Annotated in this window: 23 protein-coding genes; 18 read left to right on the forward strand and 5 right to left on the reverse strand. The window is 62.1% G+C overall.

Features of this window, described 5'->3' with window-relative positions:
• Positions 1-303 precede the first annotated feature (303 nt).
• Positions 304-585, reverse strand: a complete 282-nt coding sequence (infA, locus tag ACIQ17_RS12680) for a translation initiation factor IF-1 (protein WP_211910085.1) — start codon at positions 583-585, stop codon at positions 304-306.
• A gap of 25 nt (positions 586-610) precedes the next feature.
• On the reverse strand, positions 611-2,101 hold the full coding sequence (locus tag ACIQ17_RS12685) for a DEAD/DEAH box helicase (protein ID WP_398469044.1): 1,491 nt from the start codon (positions 2,099-2,101) through the stop codon (positions 611-613).
• A 542-nt stretch (positions 2,102-2,643) separates the two neighbouring features.
• Here ACIQ17_RS12685 and urtA point away from each other — a divergent pair.
• From urtA to ACIQ17_RS12760, 15 genes are all read left to right on the forward strand, one after another.
• Complete coding sequence (gene urtA / locus ACIQ17_RS12690; protein WP_398469046.1) at positions 2,644-3,966, forward strand: urea ABC transporter substrate-binding protein; 1,323 nt, start codon at positions 2,644-2,646, stop codon at positions 3,964-3,966.
• Positions 3,967-4,002: 36 nt separating this feature from the next.
• Positions 4,003-5,688 carry an urea ABC transporter permease subunit UrtB gene (gene urtB / locus ACIQ17_RS12695; protein WP_398469048.1) on the forward strand — a complete coding sequence of 562 codons (1,686 nt, stop codon included), beginning with the start codon at positions 4,003-4,005 and terminating at the stop codon, positions 5,686-5,688.
• Positions 5,685-6,854, forward strand: coding sequence for an urea ABC transporter permease subunit UrtC (urtC, locus tag ACIQ17_RS12700; RefSeq protein WP_398469050.1), 1,170 nt, complete (start codon positions 5,685-5,687; stop codon positions 6,852-6,854). The genes urtB and urtC overlap by 4 nt, the downstream gene beginning before the upstream one ends.
• Entirely contained in the window at positions 6,851-7,669 is an 819-nt protein-coding gene (gene urtD, locus ACIQ17_RS12705) for an urea ABC transporter ATP-binding protein UrtD (RefSeq protein ID WP_398469052.1), read from the forward strand. Before urtC ends, urtD begins: the two co-directional genes overlap by 4 nt.
• Before the next feature lie 2 nt (positions 7,670-7,671).
• Complete coding sequence (gene urtE / locus ACIQ17_RS12710; RefSeq protein WP_398469054.1) at positions 7,672-8,367, forward strand: urea ABC transporter ATP-binding subunit UrtE; 696 nt, start codon at positions 7,672-7,674, stop codon at positions 8,365-8,367.
• Between the two features lie 21 nt (positions 8,368-8,388).
• Positions 8,389-9,216: an urease accessory protein UreD gene (locus ACIQ17_RS12715; protein ID WP_398469056.1), complete on the forward strand. Its 828-nt coding sequence runs from the start codon at positions 8,389-8,391 to the stop codon at positions 9,214-9,216.
• A 17-nt stretch (positions 9,217-9,233) separates the two neighbouring features.
• Positions 9,234-9,536 (forward strand): urease subunit gamma, encoded by a 303-nt coding sequence (locus ACIQ17_RS12720; protein WP_398469058.1) that lies wholly within the window; start codon positions 9,234-9,236, stop codon positions 9,534-9,536.
• Entirely contained in the window at positions 9,536-9,955 is a 420-nt protein-coding gene (locus tag ACIQ17_RS12725; protein ID WP_398469094.1) for a DUF4375 domain-containing protein, read from the forward strand. Before ACIQ17_RS12720 ends, ACIQ17_RS12725 begins: the two co-directional genes overlap by 1 nt.
• Before the next feature lie 15 nt (positions 9,956-9,970).
• On the forward strand, positions 9,971-10,276 hold the full coding sequence (locus tag ACIQ17_RS12730; RefSeq protein WP_398469060.1) for an urease subunit beta: 306 nt from the start codon (positions 9,971-9,973) through the stop codon (positions 10,274-10,276).
• A 1-nt stretch (position 10,277) separates the two neighbouring features.
• Positions 10,278-11,990, forward strand: coding sequence for an urease subunit alpha (gene ureC, locus ACIQ17_RS12735; RefSeq protein WP_398469062.1), 1,713 nt, complete (start codon positions 10,278-10,280; stop codon positions 11,988-11,990).
• Positions 11,991-12,072: 82 nt separating this feature from the next.
• The gene (locus tag ACIQ17_RS12740) at positions 12,073-12,372 is read left to right on the forward strand and encodes a putative quinol monooxygenase (RefSeq protein ID WP_398469064.1); all 300 of its coding nucleotides are present in this window, start codon (positions 12,073-12,075) and stop codon (positions 12,370-12,372) included.
• Between the two features lie 15 nt (positions 12,373-12,387).
• The gene (locus tag ACIQ17_RS12745; protein WP_398469066.1) at positions 12,388-13,020 is read left to right on the forward strand and encodes an urease accessory protein UreE; all 633 of its coding nucleotides are present in this window, start codon (positions 12,388-12,390) and stop codon (positions 13,018-13,020) included.
• On the forward strand, positions 13,001-13,747 hold the full coding sequence (locus tag ACIQ17_RS12750) for an urease accessory protein UreF (protein ID WP_398469096.1): 747 nt from the start codon (positions 13,001-13,003) through the stop codon (positions 13,745-13,747). Before ACIQ17_RS12745 ends, ACIQ17_RS12750 begins: the two co-directional genes overlap by 20 nt.
• 174 nt (positions 13,748-13,921) lie before the next feature.
• Positions 13,922-14,551 (forward strand): urease accessory protein UreG, encoded by a 630-nt coding sequence (ureG, locus tag ACIQ17_RS12755; protein WP_398469068.1) that lies wholly within the window; start codon positions 13,922-13,924, stop codon positions 14,549-14,551.
• A gap of 245 nt (positions 14,552-14,796) precedes the next feature.
• On the forward strand, positions 14,797-16,446 hold the full coding sequence (locus tag ACIQ17_RS12760) for an HWE histidine kinase domain-containing protein (protein ID WP_398469070.1): 1,650 nt from the start codon (positions 14,797-14,799) through the stop codon (positions 16,444-16,446).
• A 195-nt stretch (positions 16,447-16,641) separates the two neighbouring features.
• Here ACIQ17_RS12760 and ACIQ17_RS12765 read toward each other — a convergent pair whose 3' ends face one another.
• Positions 16,642-17,190: a sigma-70 family RNA polymerase sigma factor gene (locus ACIQ17_RS12765; protein ID WP_398469072.1), complete on the reverse strand. Its 549-nt coding sequence runs from the start codon at positions 17,188-17,190 to the stop codon at positions 16,642-16,644.
• Positions 17,190-17,387: a NepR family anti-sigma factor gene (locus tag ACIQ17_RS12770; protein ID WP_398469098.1), complete on the reverse strand. Its 198-nt coding sequence runs from the start codon at positions 17,385-17,387 to the stop codon at positions 17,190-17,192. Before ACIQ17_RS12770 ends, ACIQ17_RS12765 begins: the two co-directional genes overlap by 1 nt.
• A 262-nt stretch (positions 17,388-17,649) precedes the next feature.
• Here ACIQ17_RS12770 and ACIQ17_RS12775 point away from each other — a divergent pair, with 262 nt between their 5' ends.
• Positions 17,650-18,444, forward strand: a complete 795-nt coding sequence (locus tag ACIQ17_RS12775) for a response regulator (RefSeq protein ID WP_398469074.1) — start codon at positions 17,650-17,652, stop codon at positions 18,442-18,444.
• Between the two features lie 103 nt (positions 18,445-18,547).
• Here ACIQ17_RS12775 and ACIQ17_RS12780 read toward each other — a convergent pair whose 3' ends face one another.
• Positions 18,548-19,531 carry a Bug family tripartite tricarboxylate transporter substrate binding protein gene (locus tag ACIQ17_RS12780; RefSeq protein ID WP_398469076.1) on the reverse strand — a complete coding sequence of 328 codons (984 nt, stop codon included), beginning with the start codon at positions 19,529-19,531 and terminating at the stop codon, positions 18,548-18,550.
• Between the two features lie 396 nt (positions 19,532-19,927).
• On the opposite strand from ACIQ17_RS12780, the gene ACIQ17_RS12785 reads away from it, so the two are divergent.
• Both ACIQ17_RS12785 and ACIQ17_RS12790 read left to right on the forward strand, forming a co-directional pair.
• Entirely contained in the window at positions 19,928-20,656 is a 729-nt protein-coding gene (locus ACIQ17_RS12785; protein WP_398469078.1) for a hypothetical protein, read from the forward strand.
• Entirely contained in the window at positions 20,656-21,558 is a 903-nt protein-coding gene (locus tag ACIQ17_RS12790; RefSeq protein ID WP_398469080.1) for a ChaN family lipoprotein, read from the forward strand. The genes ACIQ17_RS12785 and ACIQ17_RS12790 overlap by 1 nt, the downstream gene beginning before the upstream one ends.
• Positions 21,559-21,657: the final 99 nt, after the last annotated feature.

Below are 21,657 nucleotides of genomic sequence, written 5' to 3' on the forward strand. Positions count from 1 at the left end.
TAGTCCCTTCTCAATAAGTAGTAGTAACCCACGCATCCATGCGCGGGCCGGTGGCATCGAATTTTTGGAAGGGTCGTCAGTCTAGACCGGCTGCACCGGGGTATAGAGAAGTCGTCCGGCCGAAAATCGATAGGGTCACATTAAGGGAAGCTATTCCCTAAGACAATCCAGCCGCGCACGATTTTTTGATAGTATACGAATAAGCGAATTCGCCCCCGGTCCCGCGCATGGCGAGTGGGCCATGCGCGGCGAGGGTCGATGCTGAGATAGAAAACTGTCGACAGAAATAAGTTGTTTGGACGCTTAGCGGCGACGGAAATTGCCGCGCGGCGGGCCTGACCGCGGCGGGCCGCCACCCGGACGCTCGTCCTTGTGACGGAAGATCAGGCGACCCTTTTCCAGGTCATAGGGCGACATCTCGATCGTCACGCGGTCGCCCGCGAGAGTCTTGATGCGGTTCTTCTTCATCTTGCCCGCAGTGTAGGCGATGATTTCGTGTCCGGCATCGAGCTGCACGCGGTAGCGCGCATCAGGAAGGATTTCGGTCACCAGTCCTTCGAACTGGATCAGCTCTTCTTTGGCCATTCAATAGCTCCAGATCGGTCGGCGCTTAGCGCTGACGCTGGTTGCGGTTGGGATTGGAAGGGTTGGAATTCGGTCGGCTCGAACGATGAAGGAAAGCGACGCCCTGCATGCTTCCTTCCTTCGCCCCGGCGCCACCCTGCTGGGCGGGACGTGGCTTGGGCTCGTGCCGTGCATTTTCATGCCGTGAAGCATCAAGTCTCGGGCTCTCATTCCGCGCATGATCGCGGTTCTGGTGCGAGGAGCCGCCATTGCCACCGGGGCCACGACGACGGTTACGCGAATTCTTGTTACCGGGGCCGCCATCCTGACGATGGGCGTGCTGGGCGGGGCGACCGTTGCGCTGACCGCCACGGTTCTGGGAAGGCGGCGGACCCACGTCGTTCTTGCCGGGGGTGCGACGGTCTTCCTTCGGAAGCGCAACGCGGATCAGCTTTTCGATATCGCGCAGATACGCCATTTCCTCGCCCGCGCAAAGCGAGATCGCAATGCCTTCGGCGCCCGCACGGGCCGTACGGCCGATCCTGTGGACATAGGTTTCCGGCACGTTCGGCAGGTCGAAATTGACGACATGGGTCACGCCGTCGACATCGATGCCGCGGGCGGCGATATCGGTCGCAACCAGGGTGCGAACCTCACCGGAGCGGAACGCGGCAAGGGTGCGCTCGCGGTGGTTCTGCGACTTGTTGCCGTGGATGGCGGCGGCCGGGATGCCGGCACGCTCGAGATTCTTCACGACCTTGTCGGCGCCGTGCTTGGTGCGGGTGAACACCAGCGCGCGGTTGACCTGCTCGGTCTTGAGGATCTGCGACAGGATCGACGGCTTGGCCGAGTGATCGACCAGCAGGATCTTTTGCGAGATGCGCTCGACGGTCGAGGACACCGGGGTCACGGCCACGCGGGCCGGGTCCTTGAGCATGTGCTCGGCGAGGTCGGCAATGTCCTTCGGCATGGTGGCCGAGAAGAACAGCGTTTGGCGCTTGATCGGCAGCTTGGCGACGACTTTGCGGATGTCGTTGATGAAGCCCATGTCGAGCATGCGGTCGGCCTCGTCGAGGACGAGGAATTCCACCATGTTGAGCTTCAGGGCGTTGCCCTGCACGAGGTCGAGCAGGCGGCCCGGGGTGGCGACGAGGACGTCGACGCCCTGCATCAGCGAGCGCACCTGGCGGCCCATCGGCACGCCGCCGATCGCCAGGGCAGACGATAGGTTCATGTGGCGGCCATAGGCATTGAAGCTGTCGAGGATCTGGCCGGACAGTTCACGCGTAGGGCTGAGCACCAGCACGCGGCAGGTCTTGGGCTGCGGCTTGACGCGGTGTTCGAGCAGACGATGCAGGATAGGGAGTGCGAAGGAGGCAGTCTTGCCGGTGCCGGTCTGGGCGATGCCGATCACGTCCTTGCCGGTGATGGCAATCGGGATGGTCTGGGCCTGGATCGGGGTCGGCGTGGTGTAGTTTTCTTCCTTAAGCGCACGGGTAATGGGATCGGCGAGGCCGAATTCCTGGAAGGTGGTCAAAAGATTTGTCTTTCCATAAAGGCGTATCGCGCCCGACCGATATGCCCGAAGGGATATCAGAGGCGCACGCGAGTGTGTCTTGGGGACACCCGCGTGTTTGGGGCGTCATTCTGGTTAGCTGAAGAGGCAAGCCAGAAACCGCTGGTGCTCTGGAAATCAATCAGAGGAGGGCGGGATCAGAACACGCGGCTCGCAAGGACCCGATGATTCTCAAGGTCGTGTCCGATCATATGGAACACGATCGGGGCGGATTCAAGATGAAACCTTCGCACCTGCGTCGTGTGATGAATTGCCGCTGCGAGAAATTTAGACAGGCGCTACATTTTGCACTCAATTTAAGCTGATTGCCGTGGTGGTGGTCAAAAATGTTGCACACAAAATAAGCGCGATGATTTTGTGATCATGACAGCGGTTTAAAATGATGCAGTTTTACCAATAACTTAGCGAGTAGGGAGGCGCTGGCACACTTCTTGCGATTCCTTGGATGTCCGGCCGTGGGGCCGTTCGCAGTGAATTCGTCTGCGTCCAGGGAGAGACCGCATATGATCCGCCACCTCACCAATTCATTTTCCAAGCCGCTATCCCGGCGCAGCCTGATGGCTGCGGCCACGGGACTGGCGCTCGGCCTGTCGGCGGTGTCCGGCGCTCACGCCGCCGATGACACCATCAAGGTCGGCGTGCTGCATTCGCTGTCCGGTACCATGGCGATTTCCGAGACCACGCTGAAGGACACCGTCCTGTTCATGATCGATGAGCAGAACAAGAAGGGCGGTATCAACGGCAAGAAGCTCGAAGCCGTGGTGGTCGATCCCGCCTCGAACTGGCCGCTGTTCGCCGAAAAGGCCCGCGAACTGATCACCAAGGAGAAGGTCGCCGTGGTGTTCGGCTGCTGGACCTCGGTGTCCCGCAAGTCCGTGCTGCCGGTGTTCAAGGAGCTGAACAGCATCCTGTTCTACCCCGTGCAATATGAGGGCGAAGAGTCCGAGCGCAACGTGTTCTACACCGGCGCCGCTCCGAACCAGCAGGCGATCCCGGCGGTCGACTATCTGATGAAAGACGAGAAGGTGAAGCGCTGGGTGCTGGCCGGCACCGACTATGTCTATCCGCGCACCACCAACAAGATCCTGGAAGCCTACTTGAAGTCGAAGGGCGTCAAGCAGGAAGACATCATGATCAACTACACGCCGTTCGGTCATTCGGACTGGCAGACGATCGTGGCCGATATCAAGAAGTTCGGCTCGGCCGGCAAGAAGACCGCCGTGGTCTCCACCATCAATGGCGACGCCAACGTGCCGTTCTACAAGGAGCTCGGCAACCAGGGCATCAAGGCGACCGACATTCCGGTGGTCGCGTTCTCGGTGGGTGAAGAAGAGCTCGCCGGCATCGACACCAAGCCGCTGCTCGGCCATCTCGCCGCCTGGAACTACTTCCAGTCCATCAAGGACCCGGAGAACGAGAAGTTCATCAAGGCCTGGCAGGCCTTCACCAAGAATCCGAAGCGCGTGACCAACGACCCGATGGAAGCCACCGTGATCGGCTTCAACATGTGGGTGAAGGCGGTCGAGAAGGCCAAGTCCATCGAAGCCGACAAGGTCATCGACGCACTGCCGGGCATCGAGGCCAAGAACCTGACGGGCGGCACCTCGAAGATGCTGCCGAACCACCACATCACCAAGCCGGTCTTCATCGGCGAGATCAAGGGCAACGGCCAGTTCGACGTGGTCTGGAAGACCCCGGCGCTGGTGGCCGGCGATGCCTGGTCGAAGGAGCTCGATGGCTCCAAGGACCTGATCGGCGACTGGGTCGGCAAGAAGTGCGGCAACTACAACACCAAGACCAACAAGTGCGGCGGTCAGGGGTCGTAAGTTTGTAGTCGTCATTGCTTCGCAATGACGGTGTGAATGTTTCCTCCCGAGCCTTGGAGAAGGCGGTCACCGCCGCCTTCTCCTCCTTTTTCCTCTGCCGGGGTTCTTCTTGTGACTGACTTCTTGCACCGTTGCCGTGCGATTGCGCTCGCCTGTCTGCTGCTGGCAGCATTCGCCATTCCGGCACTGGCCGGTCCCTTCGAGGACGCCGTCGCCAAATTCGCCAATGACGATTTTTCCGATACGGATGAAGCCATCGGCATCATCGCCACATCGGGCAATCCGCAGGCTTTCGCCATCATCAGCGCACTGCAGGAAGGCCGGCTGTTCGCCGACCCCGACAGCAAGAAGGTCTATGTCACCGGCACCGATGGCAAGAGCGCCGATGCTGCCAGCGGTGCCGCCGTCGCTGAGGTGCCTGCCAGCGCCGCTGCCGTGCGCCTCAACAACCGCCTTCGCCGCAACATCGAATCCGCTCTCGGCGGCCTGACCTTGATGTCGCCCGATCCCGCCAAGCGCATCGCCTCGGCGCAGTCGGTGTTCAAGAGCCACGAAACCTCCATGCTGCCGGTGATCGACACCGCGCTGGAGAAGGAAACCAACAAGGCGGCCAGGCAGGCTTTCACCGAAGCCCGCGCCGCCATTATCCTCTACAAGGAAGACGCCAGCGAAACCGAGAAGATCGCGGCCATCGCCGTGATCAAGGCCCGTGCCGATCAGGACGCACTCGCTGTGCTCACCGGTCTGCCGTCCGATCTGAGCGTTGGCCTCTCGCGCACCGTTGCCAGCGCCATCACCGCCATCAATAGCCGCCAGACCTTGTGGTCGATCGGCCAGAACGCCTGGTACGGCCTCTCGCTCGGCTCCGTATTGCTGCTCGCCGCCATCGGCCTTGCCATCACCTTTGGGGTGATGGGCGTCATCAACATGGCCCATGGCGAGATGGTGATGATCGGCGCTTACGTCACCTTCGTGGTGCAGGACATCATCCGCACCTCCTATCCCGGCCTGTTCGATTATTCGCTGCTGATGGCCGTGCCGCTCGCGTTCCTCGTTGCCGGCATCATCGGCATCGTCATCGAGCGCACCATCATCCGCTTCCTTTATGGCCGTCCGCTGGAGACGCTGTTGGCCACCTGGGGGCTGTCGCTGGTGCTGCAGCAGGCGGTGCGCACCATGTTCGGCCCCACCAATCGCGAGGTCGGCAACCCCTCCTGGATGTCGGGCGCTTTCGAACTCGGCCAGATCACCATCACCTATAACCGCCTCTGGATTCTCTGCTTCACGCTCGCCGTGTTCGTGATCCTGCTGGCGATGCTGCGCTACACCGCCATGGGCCTGGAGATGCGCGCCGTGACCCAGAACCGCCGGATGGCGGCCTCCATGGGCATCGCCACCTCGCGCGTCGATGCGCTGACCTTCGGCCTTGGCTCCGGCATTGCGGGCATCGCCGGCGTGGCGCTGTCGCAGATCGACAATGTCTCGCCCAATCTCGGCCAGAGCTACATCATCGACAGTTTCATGGTCGTGGTGTTCGGCGGCGTCGGCAATCTCTGGGGCACGCTGGTCGGCGCGCTCTCGCTCGGCATCGCGAATAAGTTTCTGGAACCGGTGGCGGGCGCCGTGCTCGGCAAGATCGCCATTCTGGTGCTGATCATCCTGTTCATCCAGAAGCGCCCGCGCGGCCTGTTCGCACTCAAGGGCAGGGCGATCGAAGCATGACCCCGCATTTCCTCACCCGCACCCTCGATCGCAGTGCGACCATCTTCATCCTGGTCGTCGCCGCCATCGGCATCGTGCTGCCGCTGCTTAATCTGCTGCTGCCGGCGGATTCGCCGCTGCAGGTGCCGACCTATCTGATCTCTCTGTTCGGGAAATATGTCTGCTACGCCATTCTCGCCCTCTCCATCGATCTGATCTGGGGCTATTGCGGCATCCTCTCGCTCGGCCACGGCGCCTTCTTTGCGCTCGGCGGTTATGCGATGGGCATGTATCTGATGCGCCAGATCGGCTCCCGCGGCGTCTATGGCAATCCGGTGCTGCCGGATTTCATGGTGTTCCTGAACTACAAGGCGCTGCCTTGGTACTGGTACGGCTTCGACATGTTCTGGTTCGCCGCCTTGATGGTGCTGGTGGTGCCGGGCCTGCTCGCTTTCGCCTTCGGCTGGCTCGCCTTCCGCTCCCGCGTCACCGGCGTGTATCTCTCCATCATCACCCAGGCGATGACCTATGCGCTGCTGCTTGCCTTCTTCCGTAACGATTTCGGTTTTGGCGGCAATAACGGCCTGACCGACTTCAAGGACATCCTCGGCTTCAACATTCAGAGCGACGGCACCCGCGCGGCACTTTTTGTGGCAAGTTGCCTTGCACTGATCCTCGCTTTCGTCATGTGCCGCGCCATCGTCACCTCAAAACTCGGCAAGGTGCTCATCGCCGTGCGGGATGCAGAATCGCGAACGCGCTTCCTCGGCTATCGCGTCGAATCCTACAAGCTGTTCGTGTTCACGCTCTCGGCCTGCATGGCCGGGGTCGCCGGTGCGCTCTATGTGCCGCAGGTCGGCATCATCAATCCCGGCGAATTCGCGCCGGGCAATTCCATCGAGGCCGTCATCTGGGTCGCGGTCGGTGGCCGCGGCACGCTGGTCGGCGCAGCACTTGGCGCTGTCGTGGTGAACTACGCCAAGACGTTCTTCACGTCAGGGGCGCTGGCGCCGTACTGGCTGTTCATGCTGGGCGCGCTGTTCATCCTGGTGACGCTGCTGCTGCCCAAGGGCATTATCGGCACCATCAATGCCTGGCAGGAGGGCCGCAAGGCCCGCGACACTGCTAATGCCGACAGCGCCGCGGCGGAAGATGGCATCATCAAACCGGAGCTGGAAAAGGCATGATGGTCGCCGCTGAACTCACCGCGGTCGATCCGCAGGTTGCCGCCCGCGAGGCCGAAGCGCGCCAGAAGCGCATCACCTCGGCGCAGCTCTATCTCGATGGCGTTCACGTCTCCTTCGACGGTTTCCATGCCATCAACAACCTCTCGATGGTGCTCGCTCCCGGCGAGATGCGCGCCATCATCGGCCCAAACGGCGCCGGCAAGACCACGATGATGGATATCATCACCGGCAAGACCAAGCCGGACGAGGGCGACGTCTATTTCGACGGCACCCACGATCTCACGCTGTTGGACGAGACCGAGATCGCCAAGCTTGGCATCGGCCGCAAATTCCAGAAGCCCACGGTATTCGAGAGCCAGACCATCCAGGATAATCTCCTGCTGGCACTGAATGTCGATCACAGCGTCCGCGGCACCCTGTTCTGGCGCGGCAGCCGCAACGAGGCCGAGCGCATCGACAAAGTGCTGGAAACCATCCGTCTGACCGATGCCCGCGATCGTCTCGCCGGCAATCTCTCCCACGGTCAGAAGCAGTGGCTGGAGATCGGTATGCTGCTGGCGCAGGACCCGAAGGTCTTGCTGGTGGACGAGCCTGTCGCCGGCATGACCGATGTGGAAACGCACCAGACCGCCGAGCTCCTCAAGGCAATCAATCGTGACAACAAGACCGTGATGGTTGTCGAGCACGACATGACGTTTGTGCGTGAACTCGGCGTCAAGGTGACGTGCCTGCACGAAGGCACGGTACTGGCCGAAGGCACCATCGACGATGTCTCGACCAATGACCGCGTGGTCGAAGTGTATCTGGGGCGCTGAGCATGCTGAAAGTCGACAATATCAGCCTTCACTACGGCGCCGCCCAAGCGCTGCGCGGCGTCACCGTCTCGGCAGAGCCCGGCAAGGTCACCTGCGTGCTCGGCCGTAACGGCGTCGGCAAGACCTCGCTGCTGCGCGCCATGGTCGGCCAGCAGGCGATTTCCGGTGGCTCAATCACCTTCGATGGCCAGGATATCTCGAAGCTCAAGCCGTTCGAGCGTGCCCGTCGCGGCATCGGCTTCGTCCCGCAGGGCCGCGAAATCTTTCCGCTGCTCACCGTGGAGGAAAACCTCAAGACCGGTTACGCCCCGCTGAAGCGTGCCGATCGCACCATTCCAGATGATGTCTTCTCACTCTTTCCGGTGCTGCAATCCATGCTCGGTCGCCGCGGCGGCGATCTCTCCGGCGGTCAGCAGCAGCAGCTCGCCATTGGCCGTGCGCTGGTGATGCGGCCCAAGCTGCTCCTGCTCGATGAGCCAACCGAAGGCATCCAGCCCTCGATCATCAAGGATATCGGCCGCGCCATCACCTATCTGCGTTCGCTCGGCACCATCGCCATCGTGCTGGTGGAGCAATATCTCGACTTCGCCTGCGAACTCGGCGACAATTTCGCCGTGATGGATCGTGGCGCGGTGAAATACGCTTGCGACCGCGCCAATCTCGATCCCGCCGAGATCAGCCGCCAGATGGCGCTGTAAGGCGCTGTCGTCGGAGTTTGCATGCAGGACACCCTCGCATCATCCGCGAGCTTCGCCGCCAACCGCGCGCGCGGTGCGGTGGCGTTCGACGTGCATCTGGTCGAAGGCCGCACCCGCCGTCGCCAGCTCCACGAATCCGGCTCATTGCGCGTCCGCTTTCCGTCGCCGGAAGATGACGGCCTCACCGCGATGTTCGTCAACACCGCCGGTGGCGCCGCAGGCGGCGATCGGTTCGATATCGATATCACCGCAGGCGAGAGGACGCGCCTTACGATGTCCACTGCCGCTGCCGAGAAAGTCTATCGGTCCCACGGGCCGGCCGCCGAGATCAACATCTCGCTTCGTGCTGAAGCCGGCGCGCATCTGAGCTGGCTGCCGCAGGAGACCATCCTGTTCGATCAGGCCCGCACCACGCGCTGCATCGATATCGATCTGGCCGAGACCGCGTCGCTGGTCCTGTGCGAAATCGTCGTGTTCGGCCGCACCGCCATGGGCGAGGCGATGCGAACCGGTTCTTTCGTCGACCGCTGGCGCCTGCGCCGCGGCGGGCGACTGGTGTTTGCCGAAAATGTGCGCCTCGATGGCGACATCGGCGCGAAACTGGCGCAACCCGCAATCGCCAATGGCGGGCTTGCCATCGCCACGGCGCTGATCGTGCCTGGTGATGAGGCATTGCTGGAGCGTCTGCGCGCGGTCGCCGAGCAGGCCGGCTGCGAAGTTGGCATCTCCTGCTGGAACGGATTTGCAATGGTCCGCATCTGTGCGCAAGATGCCGCGAAACTGCGGGCTGACATGATGGCGCTGTTGTCGCAATCGGGTGCGATGCTGCCGCGCATGTGGCTGAACTAATCAATCAGGAAATTGCGATGAACCTGTCCCCCCGCGAGAAAGACAAGCTCTTGATCTCCATGGCCGCCATCGTGGCGCGCCGCAGGCTGGAGCGCGGCGTCAAGCTCAATCATCCCGAAGCGATCGCGATCATCTCCGATTTCATCGTCGAAGGCGCCCGCGACGGACGGACTGTGGCGGAGCTGATGAAGGCCGGCGCCGAAGTGCTCACGCGCGCCCAGTGCATGGATGGCATCGCCGAGATGATTCACGACATTCAGGTGGAAGCGACGTTTCCGGACGGGACGAAGCTGGTCACGGTGCACGAGCCGATCCGGTGATGGAGATTGCCGCCGTGGCTGATTCGCCGTCGAAAGCTGGTTGGCAGCATCTGGCGGATTTCGATCTCAGTCGGCCTGAGGAGGCGCTTGCGCTCGTCGAGCACTTCCAGATGGAATGGTACAACGGCGGCTTCTCTCAATTGTTCTCGAACTGGAATCGCGCCGACATCGTGCTGATCCCGGAGGCACTGCGAATCGTGGGGGTGCCGGAGGCAGCGCCAGTCATCGAAGCCGCGATTGCCCTGTTTCCTGCGGATCAGGATTGCTGGCGCGATCTCGGACATCAGGCACTGATCAATCCGGCGAGCACGTTGCGAGAGCCGCTCTGGAAGTTGAACTATGCCTTGGATAAGCACGAGGCGGCGTTGGCCAACGCGGTTGAGGCTTTCGAGCTGAAGCTCAGCGAGGATGAGGATTGATAGGAGGATGCCATCATGATCCCCGGCGAAATGTTCATTCAGGACGGCGAGATCGAGCTCAATGCCGGCCGCAAGGCGATCACGCTGTCGGTGTCCAACACCGGCGACCGCCCGATCCAGGTCGGATCGCACTATCATTTCTTCGAAACCAACCCGGCGCTGAAATTCGACCGCAAGAAGGCCCGCGGCATGCGCCTCGATATCGCCGCCGGCACAGCCGTGCGTTTCGAGCCCGGCCAGTCCCGCGACGTGCAACTGGTGGAGCTCGCCGGCAAACGCGCCGTCTATGGCTTCCGCGGCGATGTGATGGGGAAGCTCTGACATGCCCGTAAAGATCAAGCGCTCCGTCTATGCCGACATGTTCGGCCCGACCACCGGCGACAAGGTGCGTCTGGCTGACACCGATCTCATCATCGAGGTCGAGAAGGATTTCACCATTTACGGTGAGGAAGTAAAATTCGGCGGCGGCAAGGTGATCCGCGACGGCATGGGCCAGTCGCAGGCGACGCGTGCGCAGGGCGCTGTCGACACTGTCATCACCAATGCACTGATCGTCGATCACTGGGGCATCGTGAAGGTCGACGTCGCCATCAAGGACGGCATGGTCCATGCGATCGGCAAAGCCGGCAATCCAGACATCCAACCCGGCGTCACCATCAATGTCGGTCCCGGCACCGATGTCATCGCGGGCGAAGGAAAAATCCTCACCGCGGGCGGCTTCGACAGCCACATCCATTTCATTTGCCCGCAGCAGATCGAGCATGCGCTGATGTCCGGCGTCACCTCCATGCTCGGCGGCGGCACCGGCCCGTCGCACGGCACCTTTGCCACGACTTGCACGCCCGGCCCGTGGCACATCGCGCGGATGATCCAGTCCTTCGATGCCTTCCCGGTCAATCTCGGCATTTCCGGCAAGGGCAACGCAGCCAAGCCTGCCGCATTGGTGGAGATGATCAAGGCCGGCGCCTGTGCGCTGAAGCTGCACGAGGACTGGGGCACCACGCCCGCCGCCATCGACAACTGCCTCAGCGTCGCTGACGATCACGACATCCAGGTGATGCTGCATTCCGACACGCTGAACGAGAGCGGTTTCGTCGAGGACACGATCAAGGCCTTCAAGGGCCGCACCATCCATGCCTTCCACACCGAAGGCGCCGGCGGTGGCCATGCGCCCGACATCATCAAGGTCGCCGGCCTCAAGAACGTGCTGCCCTCGTCGACCAATCCGACGCGGCCGTTCACGCGCAACACCATCGACGAGCATCTCGACATGCTCATGGTATGCCACCATCTCGATCCGTCGATTGCGGAGGATCTCGCCTTCGCCGAAAGCCGCATCCGCAAGGAGACGATTGCCGCGGAGGACATCCTGCACGATCTTGGCGCGCTCTCGATGATGTCGTCGGACTCGCAAGCCATGGGGCGGCTCGGCGAAGTCATCATCCGCACCTGGCAGACTGCCGACAAGATGAAGAAACAGCGCGGTGCCCTGAAGGAAGAGAAGGGCAGCAACGACAATTTCCGCGTCAAGCGCTACATCGCCAAATACACTATCAATCCCGCCATTGCCCACGGCGTGTCGAAGTTGATCGGTTCGGTGGAGAAGGGCAAGATGGCTGATCTCGTTCTGTGGTCGCCAGCTTTCTTCGGCGTGAAGCCGGATCTCGTCATCAAGGGCGGTTCGATCGTCGCTGCCCCGATGGGCGATCCAAACGCGTCAATTCCCACGCCGCAGCCGGTGCATTACCAGCCGATGTTCAGCGCCTTCGGACGCGCGGTCAAGGCCTCGTCGGTGGTGTTCACGTCGGGCGCCGCGGCATCGTCCGGCCTTGCGAAGAAGCTCGGCGTGCAAAAGTCTTTCTATGCGGTGGAAAATGTCCGCAGTGGCATCTCGAAGAAGAGCATGATCCACAACGGCGCCACGCCGAAGATCGAGGTTGATTCCGAGACCTATGAAGTGCGCGCGGATGGCGAATTGCTGACCTGCGAGCCGGCCGAGGTCCTGCCGATGGCGCAGCGCTACTTCATGTATTGAGGGGCCTAGCTCCATCAGGCATTCCCGCCTAATGTCCCTCCCGGCATGTTTAGCCACAACAACAAAACCGGGAGGACTTCCCTTGATCTACGTCGTTGCCACTTTGTCCGTGAAACCCGAAGCCCGCGCCGAATTGATCGAAGCCGCCAAGGCCTGTATCGAAGCCACCCGCAAGGAGCCGGGCAATATCGCCTATGACCTCCACGAGAGTGTCACCGATCCGACCCGCATGGTGTTTGTCGAGCAGTGGGAAAATGCCGAAGCACTGGTGCCGCATCGGACCCAGGAACATATGAAGACTTTTGGCCGCGTCGCCGTGAAGTGCTTCGCCGCGCCGCCGAAGATCGAAATCATCACGCCCGCTGATGTGGTCGTGCGTTAAACCGAGAGTAACTCCATGATCCGCGCGACCGCCGTCATCGGCCAATATAACTGGATTGAAGCGGCCATCGACACCGTCGTGCTCGATTTCGACGATCGGCATCGCCGCCGTATGGTGATGACGGGGACGCGCGGACTGGAATTCCTGCTCGATCTCGAGAACGCCGTCGCCCTGCGCGGTGGCGATGCCTTGGTGCTGGAAGACGGCCGCCGCGTCGAAGTCGTGGCCGCGCCAGAACCGCTGATCGAGATCCGCGGCACCGATCCCGGACATCTCGTGCGCCTCGCCTGGCATCTCGGCAACCGGCACCTGCCGACCCAGATCATGGCCAAGGGCCTGCGGATTCGCCGCGATCACGTCATTGAGGAGATGGTGAAGGGCCTCGGCGCCCGCGTCATCGAGATCGAGGCGCCGTTCGATCCCGAAGGCGGCGCCTATGCCGCCCCGCATGAAGCGCCGCGCGCTCATGGACATCACGAGCATGGCCATCACGGTCACAGCCATCATGGCTGCAGCCACGATCACGGTCACGACCATGCGCATGGCAAGCACGATCACGCGCACGATCATGGCCATGTTCATGACGAGCATTGCGGTCACGACCACGACCATCACCACGGGCATTCCCATGCTCATGGCCACAAATAGAACGACGGACGCATCCTCGCCGGCCGAACCCATGCAACTCTCTGCCGATGAAGGCGCGGCGCTGTATCGGCTGATGACGTGGCTGTCGCCGTCCTTTCCGGTCGGCGCTTTCTCCTATTCCAGCGGCATCGAATGGGCCGTGGAGGCCGGTGACATCACCAATGCCGCCTCGCTGCAGGAGTGGCTTTCCGCCATGCTGTCGGATGGCGGTGGCTTTTGCGATGGCGTCTTCCTCGCGCATATCCACCGCGCCGCCACCTTGGGCGACGACAAGGCCCTGCGCGACATTGCCGAACTCGCCAGTGCCTTCGCGCCATCGAAAGAGCGCCTGCTCGAGACCTCGACACAGGGCAAGGCCTTCATCGAGATCTCCCTCAATGCCTGGCCGCATGACGCGTTGAAGCAACTCATCGCGGCCTGCGATGGTCCCATCGTCTATCCCGTCGCCGTCGGCCTGGTCAGCGCCGCGCATGGCTTGCCGTTGGCGCCCACCATGCATGCGTTCTTCCACGCCGTCGTCTCGAATTGGATTTCCGCCGGCGCGCGCCTCGTGCCGCTCGGCCAGACCGACAGCCAGCGGGTGCTGGCAGCGCTGGAGCCCGTGGTGGTCGACACCGGCCATCGCGCGATGGCGGCCTCGCTCGACGATCTCGGCAGCGCCACGTTCCGCGCAGATATCGCCAGCATGCGCCACGAGACGCAATATACGCGGCTGTTCAGGTCATGAGGACATCCGCCAAATTCTCAGCTGTCGTCACCCGGCTTGACCGGGTGACCCAGTATACGCAAGCGCTTGTGCTTCATCACGGCAGCCGATGTTTACTGGATCCCCGCTTTCGCGGGGATGGCAGCCGGATTCATACGATCCCGTCACTCCCTCACACCCCAGCGAGCAACTGACATGTCCACCTCTCACGGTCCTCTCCGCGTCGGCATCGGTGGTCCGGTCGGCTCCGGCAAGACGGCGCTGATGGATCTGCTCTGCAAGACCATGCGTGAACGCTACGATATCGCGGCCATCACCAATGACATCTACACCAAATGGGATGCCGAATATCTCGTGCGCTCCGGTTCGCTGACGCCGGATCGCATCGCCGGCGTCGAGACCGGCGGCTGCCCGCACACGGCGATCCGCGAGGACGCCTCGATGAATCTCGCCGCCGTCGCCGACATGCGCGCGAAGTTTCCGGATCTCGACATGGTGCTGATCGAGTCCGGCGGCGACAATCTCGCCGCGACCTTCTCGCCCGAACTCGCCGATATCACCATCTATGTCATCGACGTCTCCGCCGGCGACAAGATCCCGTCCAAGGGCGGCCCCGGCATCACCCGCTCCGATCTCCTCGTCATCAACAAGATCGATCTCGCGCCCCATGTCGGCGCGTCGCTGGAGAAGATGGACGTGGATGCGAAGCGGATGCGCGGCAGCCGGCCCTTCGTCATGACCAATATGAAGATCCAGTCCGGCCTCGATACGATCATTGCCTTCATCGAGACCAAGGGAGGGCTGAAAGCGAAAGCGGTCGCCTAGCGCATGATCCGGAAAGTGGACTCCGGTTCGGACCAGATCATGCGGCGCTGGAAGAAGCTGTTTCGCGCATAAGTAGGTTTCGAGACACGCAGGGATTGCGCTGTGAGCAATCCCTTAAGCCTGTTTGCCTCCAGCCCGCTTCGGTATAAGAAAGTTCCACATTTCGGGAACTATTTTATCCCGGCGTGATTTTCATACTCCGACGCCGCTGAACCGGCAGTATTTCTCACACTCCGAGTGGGCGCGTGGTCCGGCTGGGTTTCATCATCGCACTGTTGGCACTGATCGGGGTCGGCTTGTCCGGCTTCGCGGCTTATCGCGTCCACGATCAGGAACTGGCGATCGAGAACATCGCGCTGGCGCGCGGGGTCGATATCCATGCCAGCCTGGTGCAGGAGCGCCTGACAGAACGCGAGCTGCTTGCCCGCGTTGCGGCCGGCTTGTTCAAGGCGCCGACGGTGATGAAGGCGGACATGCTCAAGCCGCTGCGCGCATCGATCTATGCCTTCAAGACCGATTTCGTGATGGCGAGCTGGATCGCGCGGCTGCAGCCCAATGAGTTCGCCGGTGCGGCCGCAGATCTCGCTGCAGCCGGCTATCGCAATCCGACCGTACGGAATTTCGACGATACGCCACTGACGGCGGAGATGCGCAGCAAGACCCTCGACGTGCTGATGGATCTGGAGCCGCGCAATTCGGTGACCGAAGGTTTTGCCGGTCGCGCGCTCAACGATTCCCGGGTCATGGGCCCGACCATCGCCCGCGCCAATGACGAAGGCCGTCCGGTGGCGTCAGACCCGACGCCGCTGCAGCGTGAGAACGGTCCGCTCGGCGTGGTGCTGGTGACGCCGGTGCTGCCCGAAGGCAGCTCCACCGCCGCCGGTTTTGTCTCGTTTTCCTATGAGCTCGGCTCGCTGATGCTAGCCAATGACGAGATGTCGCTGTTCTCCGTCGCGCTGAAGGACCCCCGGGTGCCTGATGGCGAGATCGTTGCCGATGACGATGGCAATGTGCGTGCCCGCGCGCTGGTAGCCAATGGTCCCTCGCTGGCGATCCTGCGGACGGTCAGCTTCGGTGGCCGCGACTGGTCGCTTGGTTACTATCCCAAGATGGACACCGATCTGCGCGCGCGCCGAACCGCGACATTCGTCGGCGGCGTCGGCCTGGCATTGACGACCATCATTTGCGGCATGTTCGCGTATGTGTCCTACAGCAACATCCGCCTGCGCCGCGAGGTCGAGACCCGCATCGGCTTCGAGCGCCGCCTGACTGACGTCATCGACGAGCTGAATCATCGTGTGAAGAATATTTTGGCGGTGATCCAGTCCATCGTGACGCGCACGCTGCGCCACGGCTCGGACATGGACAGCGCCCGTGATCTCCTGATCGGCCGCATCCACGCCATGTCGCATGTGGTCTCGCTGCTGAGCGAGAGCCAGTGGCAGGGCGTGCCGCTGAAGGGCCTGTTCGAGGCGCGCGCCATTCCGCATGCCGATCGTATCGCGGTGCAGGGGCCGGATATCAGCGTCAGTTCGCGTGCGGCGCAGAGTCTGGCGCTGCTGTTTTTCGAGCTGGCGTCGCATTCCGACGAGGGCCTGTCGCTGGTCGGCAAGCATCCCAACATCGTCGCCCACTGGGAAATCACCGGTGGCGAAACCGACGGTGAATTCCACTTCCGCTGGGAGGAGTTCAACACCAGCGAGAAGACCCGGCGCGGCGATTCCGATTTCGGCATCGTGCTGCTCGATCGCGTGGCACCGGAAGCGCTCGGTGGCAAGGCGAAGCGCTATTTCACCGAAGTATCGTATGTGTATGAACTCACCGCTCCGCTGGAGACGGTGATCGACATGACCGAGCGCGGGCGCACCGAGGCGCTGGCGCGGCCGGTGCGATAGCTCCGTCAATTCCCCATTGTCATCACCCGCGAAAGCGGGTGATCCAGTACACGTCGGCTTCGCGATCCAGGCTCCTCCGTCGACGCATACTGGATCGCCCGGTCAAGCCGGTGCGGCGACAGTCTTGCTTGTCTGAGCAAAAAAAACGGCCGCTTGAGGCGACCGCTTTCGAGTTGATCGGACTGAGCTGCGGGCCTAGCCGCCCGAGCCGCCGATGACGGCTCGCACGGTGTCGTCCGGGCCGAAGTCTTCCGCGCCGTCCACATAGAGGAGGGCGCTGAGCTTGGAGCGCGCGCGGTTGACGCGGCTCTTGATGGTGCCGACGGCGCAGCCGCAGATCGTAGCCGCGTCCTCATAGGAGAAGCCCGATGCACCGACCAGAATGAGCGCCTCGCGCTGGTCCTGTGGCAGTTTTTCGAGTGCGCCGCGAAACTCCTCGAATTCCAGATGCGCATTTTGCGCCGGCTGGGTCTTCAGGGTCTTGGCGTAGCTGCCATCGGCATCTTCCACCTCGCGACGCCGTTTGCGGTAATCGGAGCGAAACAGGTTGCGCAGGATGGTGAACAGCCAGGCTGGCAGGTTCGAGCCGACCTGGAAGCTGTCGATATTCGCCAAGGCGCGCAGCAGCGTTTCCTGCACGAGATCGTCGGCGCGATCGCCGTTACCTGACAGCGAAATAGCGAAGGCGCGCAGGCTCGGAACCGACGCAAGAATATCGTCGCGGAGAGAATCTGTGAGAGGCATTATTCCCCTCCTTCTTTGGTGCCGCCATCAGCGGCAAGCTGGGCCTGGGCTTCCGCCCCATCCAGCTTGCGGATCATATCGGCGAACCGGTCAGGCACCCCTTGGCGCACGACGTCGTCATACATCGCACGAAGCTGATGCCCGATCCGGGACTGGATTTCGGCGTTCAATCCGCCCTTAGGCTTCACATCTTTCATGACCCGTTCCACATTCCCCAGGATAAACTTAGCCCCTGGTTTTGAGAAATTTTCTTGATTTTTGAAGCCTTTGCGGCGTTTCTTGTTCAACTAATGCGGAGCATCGGTGAAAGTTCCGGGGCGATGGAACTTTTCTGGGCCGTCCGCGTAGTCAGTCACATGAGGCGCCGGGGCGCGTGCCGGTACTCCTTGACCGTGCGATGGTTTGACAATGCAACGGTCGAGACCACAGTGCCGCGCATAGAACAGGATTGGAGTGGGGATGTCCCGATCACAGCTCGTTGCTGAACATTTGCCGCTGTTGCGGCGCTATGCCCGTGCGCTCACGGGTAACCAGGCATCTGGCGACGCTTATGTCGGCGCCATGCTGGAAGCGCTGTTGCAGGATGCGTCGCTGCTCGACGAACGCCATGGCCCGCGGGCGGGCCTGTTCCGTCTGTTCACGCAGATCTGGAATTCGGTCGCGATGAATGACGAAGCCGAAGTGGTGCCGGTGCAGGCGTCGGAGAAGCGTATCTCCAGCATCACGCCGCTGCCGCGTCAGGCTTTCCTTCTGCTGTCGCTCGAAGGTTTTTCGGAAGAGGAAGTGGCCTTCGTCCTCGACGCCGAGGTCGCCGAGGTGCGTGCGCTGGCCGATACCGCCGGCCGTGAAATGGCCGCCGAGATCGCCACCGACGTTCTCATCATCGAGGACGAGACCTTCATCGCGATGGATCTCGAAAGCCTCGTGAAGAATCTCGGCCACAATGTCATCGGCGTCGCCCGCACCCATGCGGATGCGATCGCGTTGGCGCAGAACAAGAAGCCCGGCCTGATCCTTGCCGACATCCAGCTTGCCGACGGCTCGTCGGGTCTCGATGCGGTGAACGAGTTGCTGCGCACCTTCCAGGTACCGGTGGTGTTCATCACCGCCTATCCGGAACGCTTCCTCACCGGCGAACGCCCTGAACCGGCCTTCCTGATCTCCAAGCCGTTCCAGCCGGCCATGGTGTCGGCGGTTGCGAGCCAGGCGCTGTTCTTCCAGCGCAACTCGAAGAACCGCGCCAAGGCGTCGTAAGCTGATCTGCGATTGATACGAAAACGGCCGGAGCATGCTCCGGCCGTTTTTGTTTGAGCTCAACCTGTAAGGTGGGCACGCTGCGCTTTGCTCACCCTGCAAGCTATGTCGGCTTGTAGCCGACCGCGTCCATCACCTTCTGCCACTGCACCATGTCGCTGCTCAGCCGGTCGGTGAACTGCTTCGGCGTCGATGTCTCCACCTCAAGCCCCAGCTCGGCGAGCCGCTTCCTGATCTCCGGCAGCTCAAGCACCGGCCGCAATTCGTTGCCCCATGCCTCGACCAGATTCGGCGGCGTGCCCGCCGGCGCAAAGAACGCGTACCAGCCCGACAGCTGCAGCGTCGGAAAGCCGAGGCTCGCGCCGGTCGGCAAATCCGGTGCCGACGCCGTCGGCCGCACGCCTGACGTCACCAGGATCTTCACCACGCCATTGCGATGATGGTCGATGAAATCGGTGATCGATCCGCAGCCGCCGGTGATATGCCCGCCCTGCAGATCCGATACCAGCGGCGCCGCGCCGCGATAGGCCACGGCTTCGAGTGGTCGCCCGACGGCCTGGCCGAGCATCAGGCCGAAGAAATGCGTGCTCGAGCCCATTGCCGTGGAGCCGAACGAGGCGCGGGTCGGGCTCTTCTTCAGCCACTCCACATATTCCGCCAGCGTGTTCACGCCGATGGTGGGCGAGACGCAATAGACCGTCTGCAGCGTGCCTGCCATGGTGATCGGCGCCATGTCGGCCTGCGGATCGAATGGCACATTCACCATCGAGAGCTTCTGCATCACGGTGGCCGAGGGCATGTAGCAGATCACGCTGCCATCGGTGGGGCTGGTCTTGAGGGTGGCGCCGGCCACGGTGCCGGATGCGCCCACCTTGTTCTCGATGACGATATTGCGCCCGGTGCGTTGCCGCAGCGGTTCGGCAATCAGCCGCGCCATCACATCGGTGCCGCCGCCGGCGGGAAAGCCGACGAGGAGCCGGATGGGTTTGTCGGGTAATGCCGTGGTTTGGGCGCGCAACACGTGCGGTGCGAAAAGTGCGGATGCACCGAGGATCAGAGACGTTCGACGCGTAATCGCCTTGTTCATCATAGTCCTCCCTGTTTGTTTTTCTTATTGTCGCCGGCGCGCTGTTTTGCAGTGCGAAGACGAGCGCAGTCGCAGTCTTTGCTGCGAACTCCACGAGGTGAGGCTAGCGAGCGCCAGGCGTGTGAACAAGCGTTGCTCACGCAAGGCCGTAGGACGGATTAGCGCAGCGTCATGCGCCGCGGAGCGTCCGCAATGAAGCCGGCCGGCGAACAACGACATCACCCGATCCACCCCGGGCCAGACGCATAAGCTTGATATTTTATCTTTATTCCAAATCGAAATTCAAAAATGGAATTGCTTCAACCCGACGAAAACCCGGCCTTTGAACATGGACGCGCTGAGGTGCGTGTTGCAAAGACGCGAAACCTTTCGCGTGTTTCGTGAGCCGGGAAAATCATGACTGAAGAACAGAATCTGCGGCGTCGTCTGTTGGCCGAGCCGTTCGACGTATTCCGGCGCGTGCCGCTTCTCGGGCGGGTCATGATCGCCGTGCGCGACGATGGCGTTGTGCTTGAGCGCATCGGCGTGGTCGAACGCGTCGAGCGCGACGGCAGCATGCTGTTCACCGTCGGCAAGGCCCATGACAGCGAGATCGATATCGGCCGGGTATCGGCCGTCGTGGTCGACTATTCCAGCCAGATGAAGGGCAAGGTTCTGCCTCGCATCGAATTTCAGGATGCATCCGAAAAGGTCATCTTCAGCGTCGTCGGCCTCGAGGGCGCCGAGCCGTTCGATGCCGGCCTGAAGATCTTTGAAGGTACCGTCCAGCCGCCATTGCTGAAGCCGATGGGCGGCGACGAGTCGGCGAAGCTCGATGTGGCCGATCCGGGCATGCAGCCGCTGCGGGCAGCGCGCGAGGCCGAAGCAGAAATCACCGTCGAGATGCAGCGCCCTGGCGTCACCCAGCGCTGGCGCGGGCTGGTGCCGGAGATCAATCCGGCGATGGGCTTCATCAACATCATCACATCCGATTTCCATCTCCATCTGCGCGGCGGTGACGTGAAGCACTGGCAGCGCGGCGCGCCGGGCGCCGACGGCACCATTGAACTGGCAGCTGTCGGCGCTGACGGTGCGTCGCTGGGGCTGTTCTTGCGCGGACCTGCCACTGCATTCGGGGCGGCGTGATGGACGCTGTCGCCGCCACCGCGCGCTTCGATCACCCGCGTGCAAGCTGGCTCGATCCGGCGGACGGATCGCTGCGCGACGAGCGTGAATTGCTGACCGCGATGGCAGGCAGACAGGTCGTGCTGCTCGGCGAAACCCACACCGTGCCAGAGATACATCGCTGGCAGTTACATGTCGCCACCGTGCTGCACTTCCTGCGCCCGAATATGGCGGTGGGATTCGAGATGTTTCCGCGCCGGGTTCAACCGGTCCTCGACGAATGGATCGAAGGCGGGCTGAGCACCGCGGCATTCCTCGCAAAGGTGGAGTGGGAGACCGTCTGGGGCTTCGCCGCCGAACTCTATCTGCCGCTGTTTCATTTCTGCCGTCGCCACCGCGTCCCGATGCTGGCGCTGAATTGCCATCGGCCGCTGGTCACCCGTGTCGGCAAGGAAGGTTGGGATGCCGTGCCCGAGAACGAGCGTGATGGCCTCACGCCGTCGGCGCCGGCAACGATGGCCTATCGCCGCTATCTCGCAGGGCTGCGCTTTGACCGTTCCGCAAGCGGGGAAGTCGATGTGTCGGTCGTCACAGATCGCTTCATTCGCGCTCAGCAGACATGGGATCGCGCTTTCGCCTGCAACATCGCAAGGGCGCTGGAGGTGGCGGAGCCTCCGCTGGTGGTCGGCATCATCGGCCGCGGTCATCTCGAATACGGCCATGGCACGCCCTATCAGCTGCGCGATCTCGGCGTGTCTTCCATCGGTGTGCTGCTGTCGACCGCACGTGATCACCATGAGGCGCCGCCGCTTGCGGGTATTGCCGATGCGGTGTTTCGGCTCGACGAGCCCGAGCCGGAAATCATGCCGGCGAAAATGGCGGAGATGACAGCCGGTGAACGACGCAAACAAGTAAGTGATTAGAATAGGAATAAGTATAGAATGGTATTCAAACGTATTCTTGCTCCAAATGTGTTTGATCTTGGTCAATATTGAGGTGATTTATTTGACTATATGAAAGCT

The organism is Tardiphaga sp. (assembly GCF_044340795.1).
Lineage (GTDB): Bacteria > Pseudomonadota > Alphaproteobacteria > Rhizobiales > Xanthobacteraceae > Tardiphaga.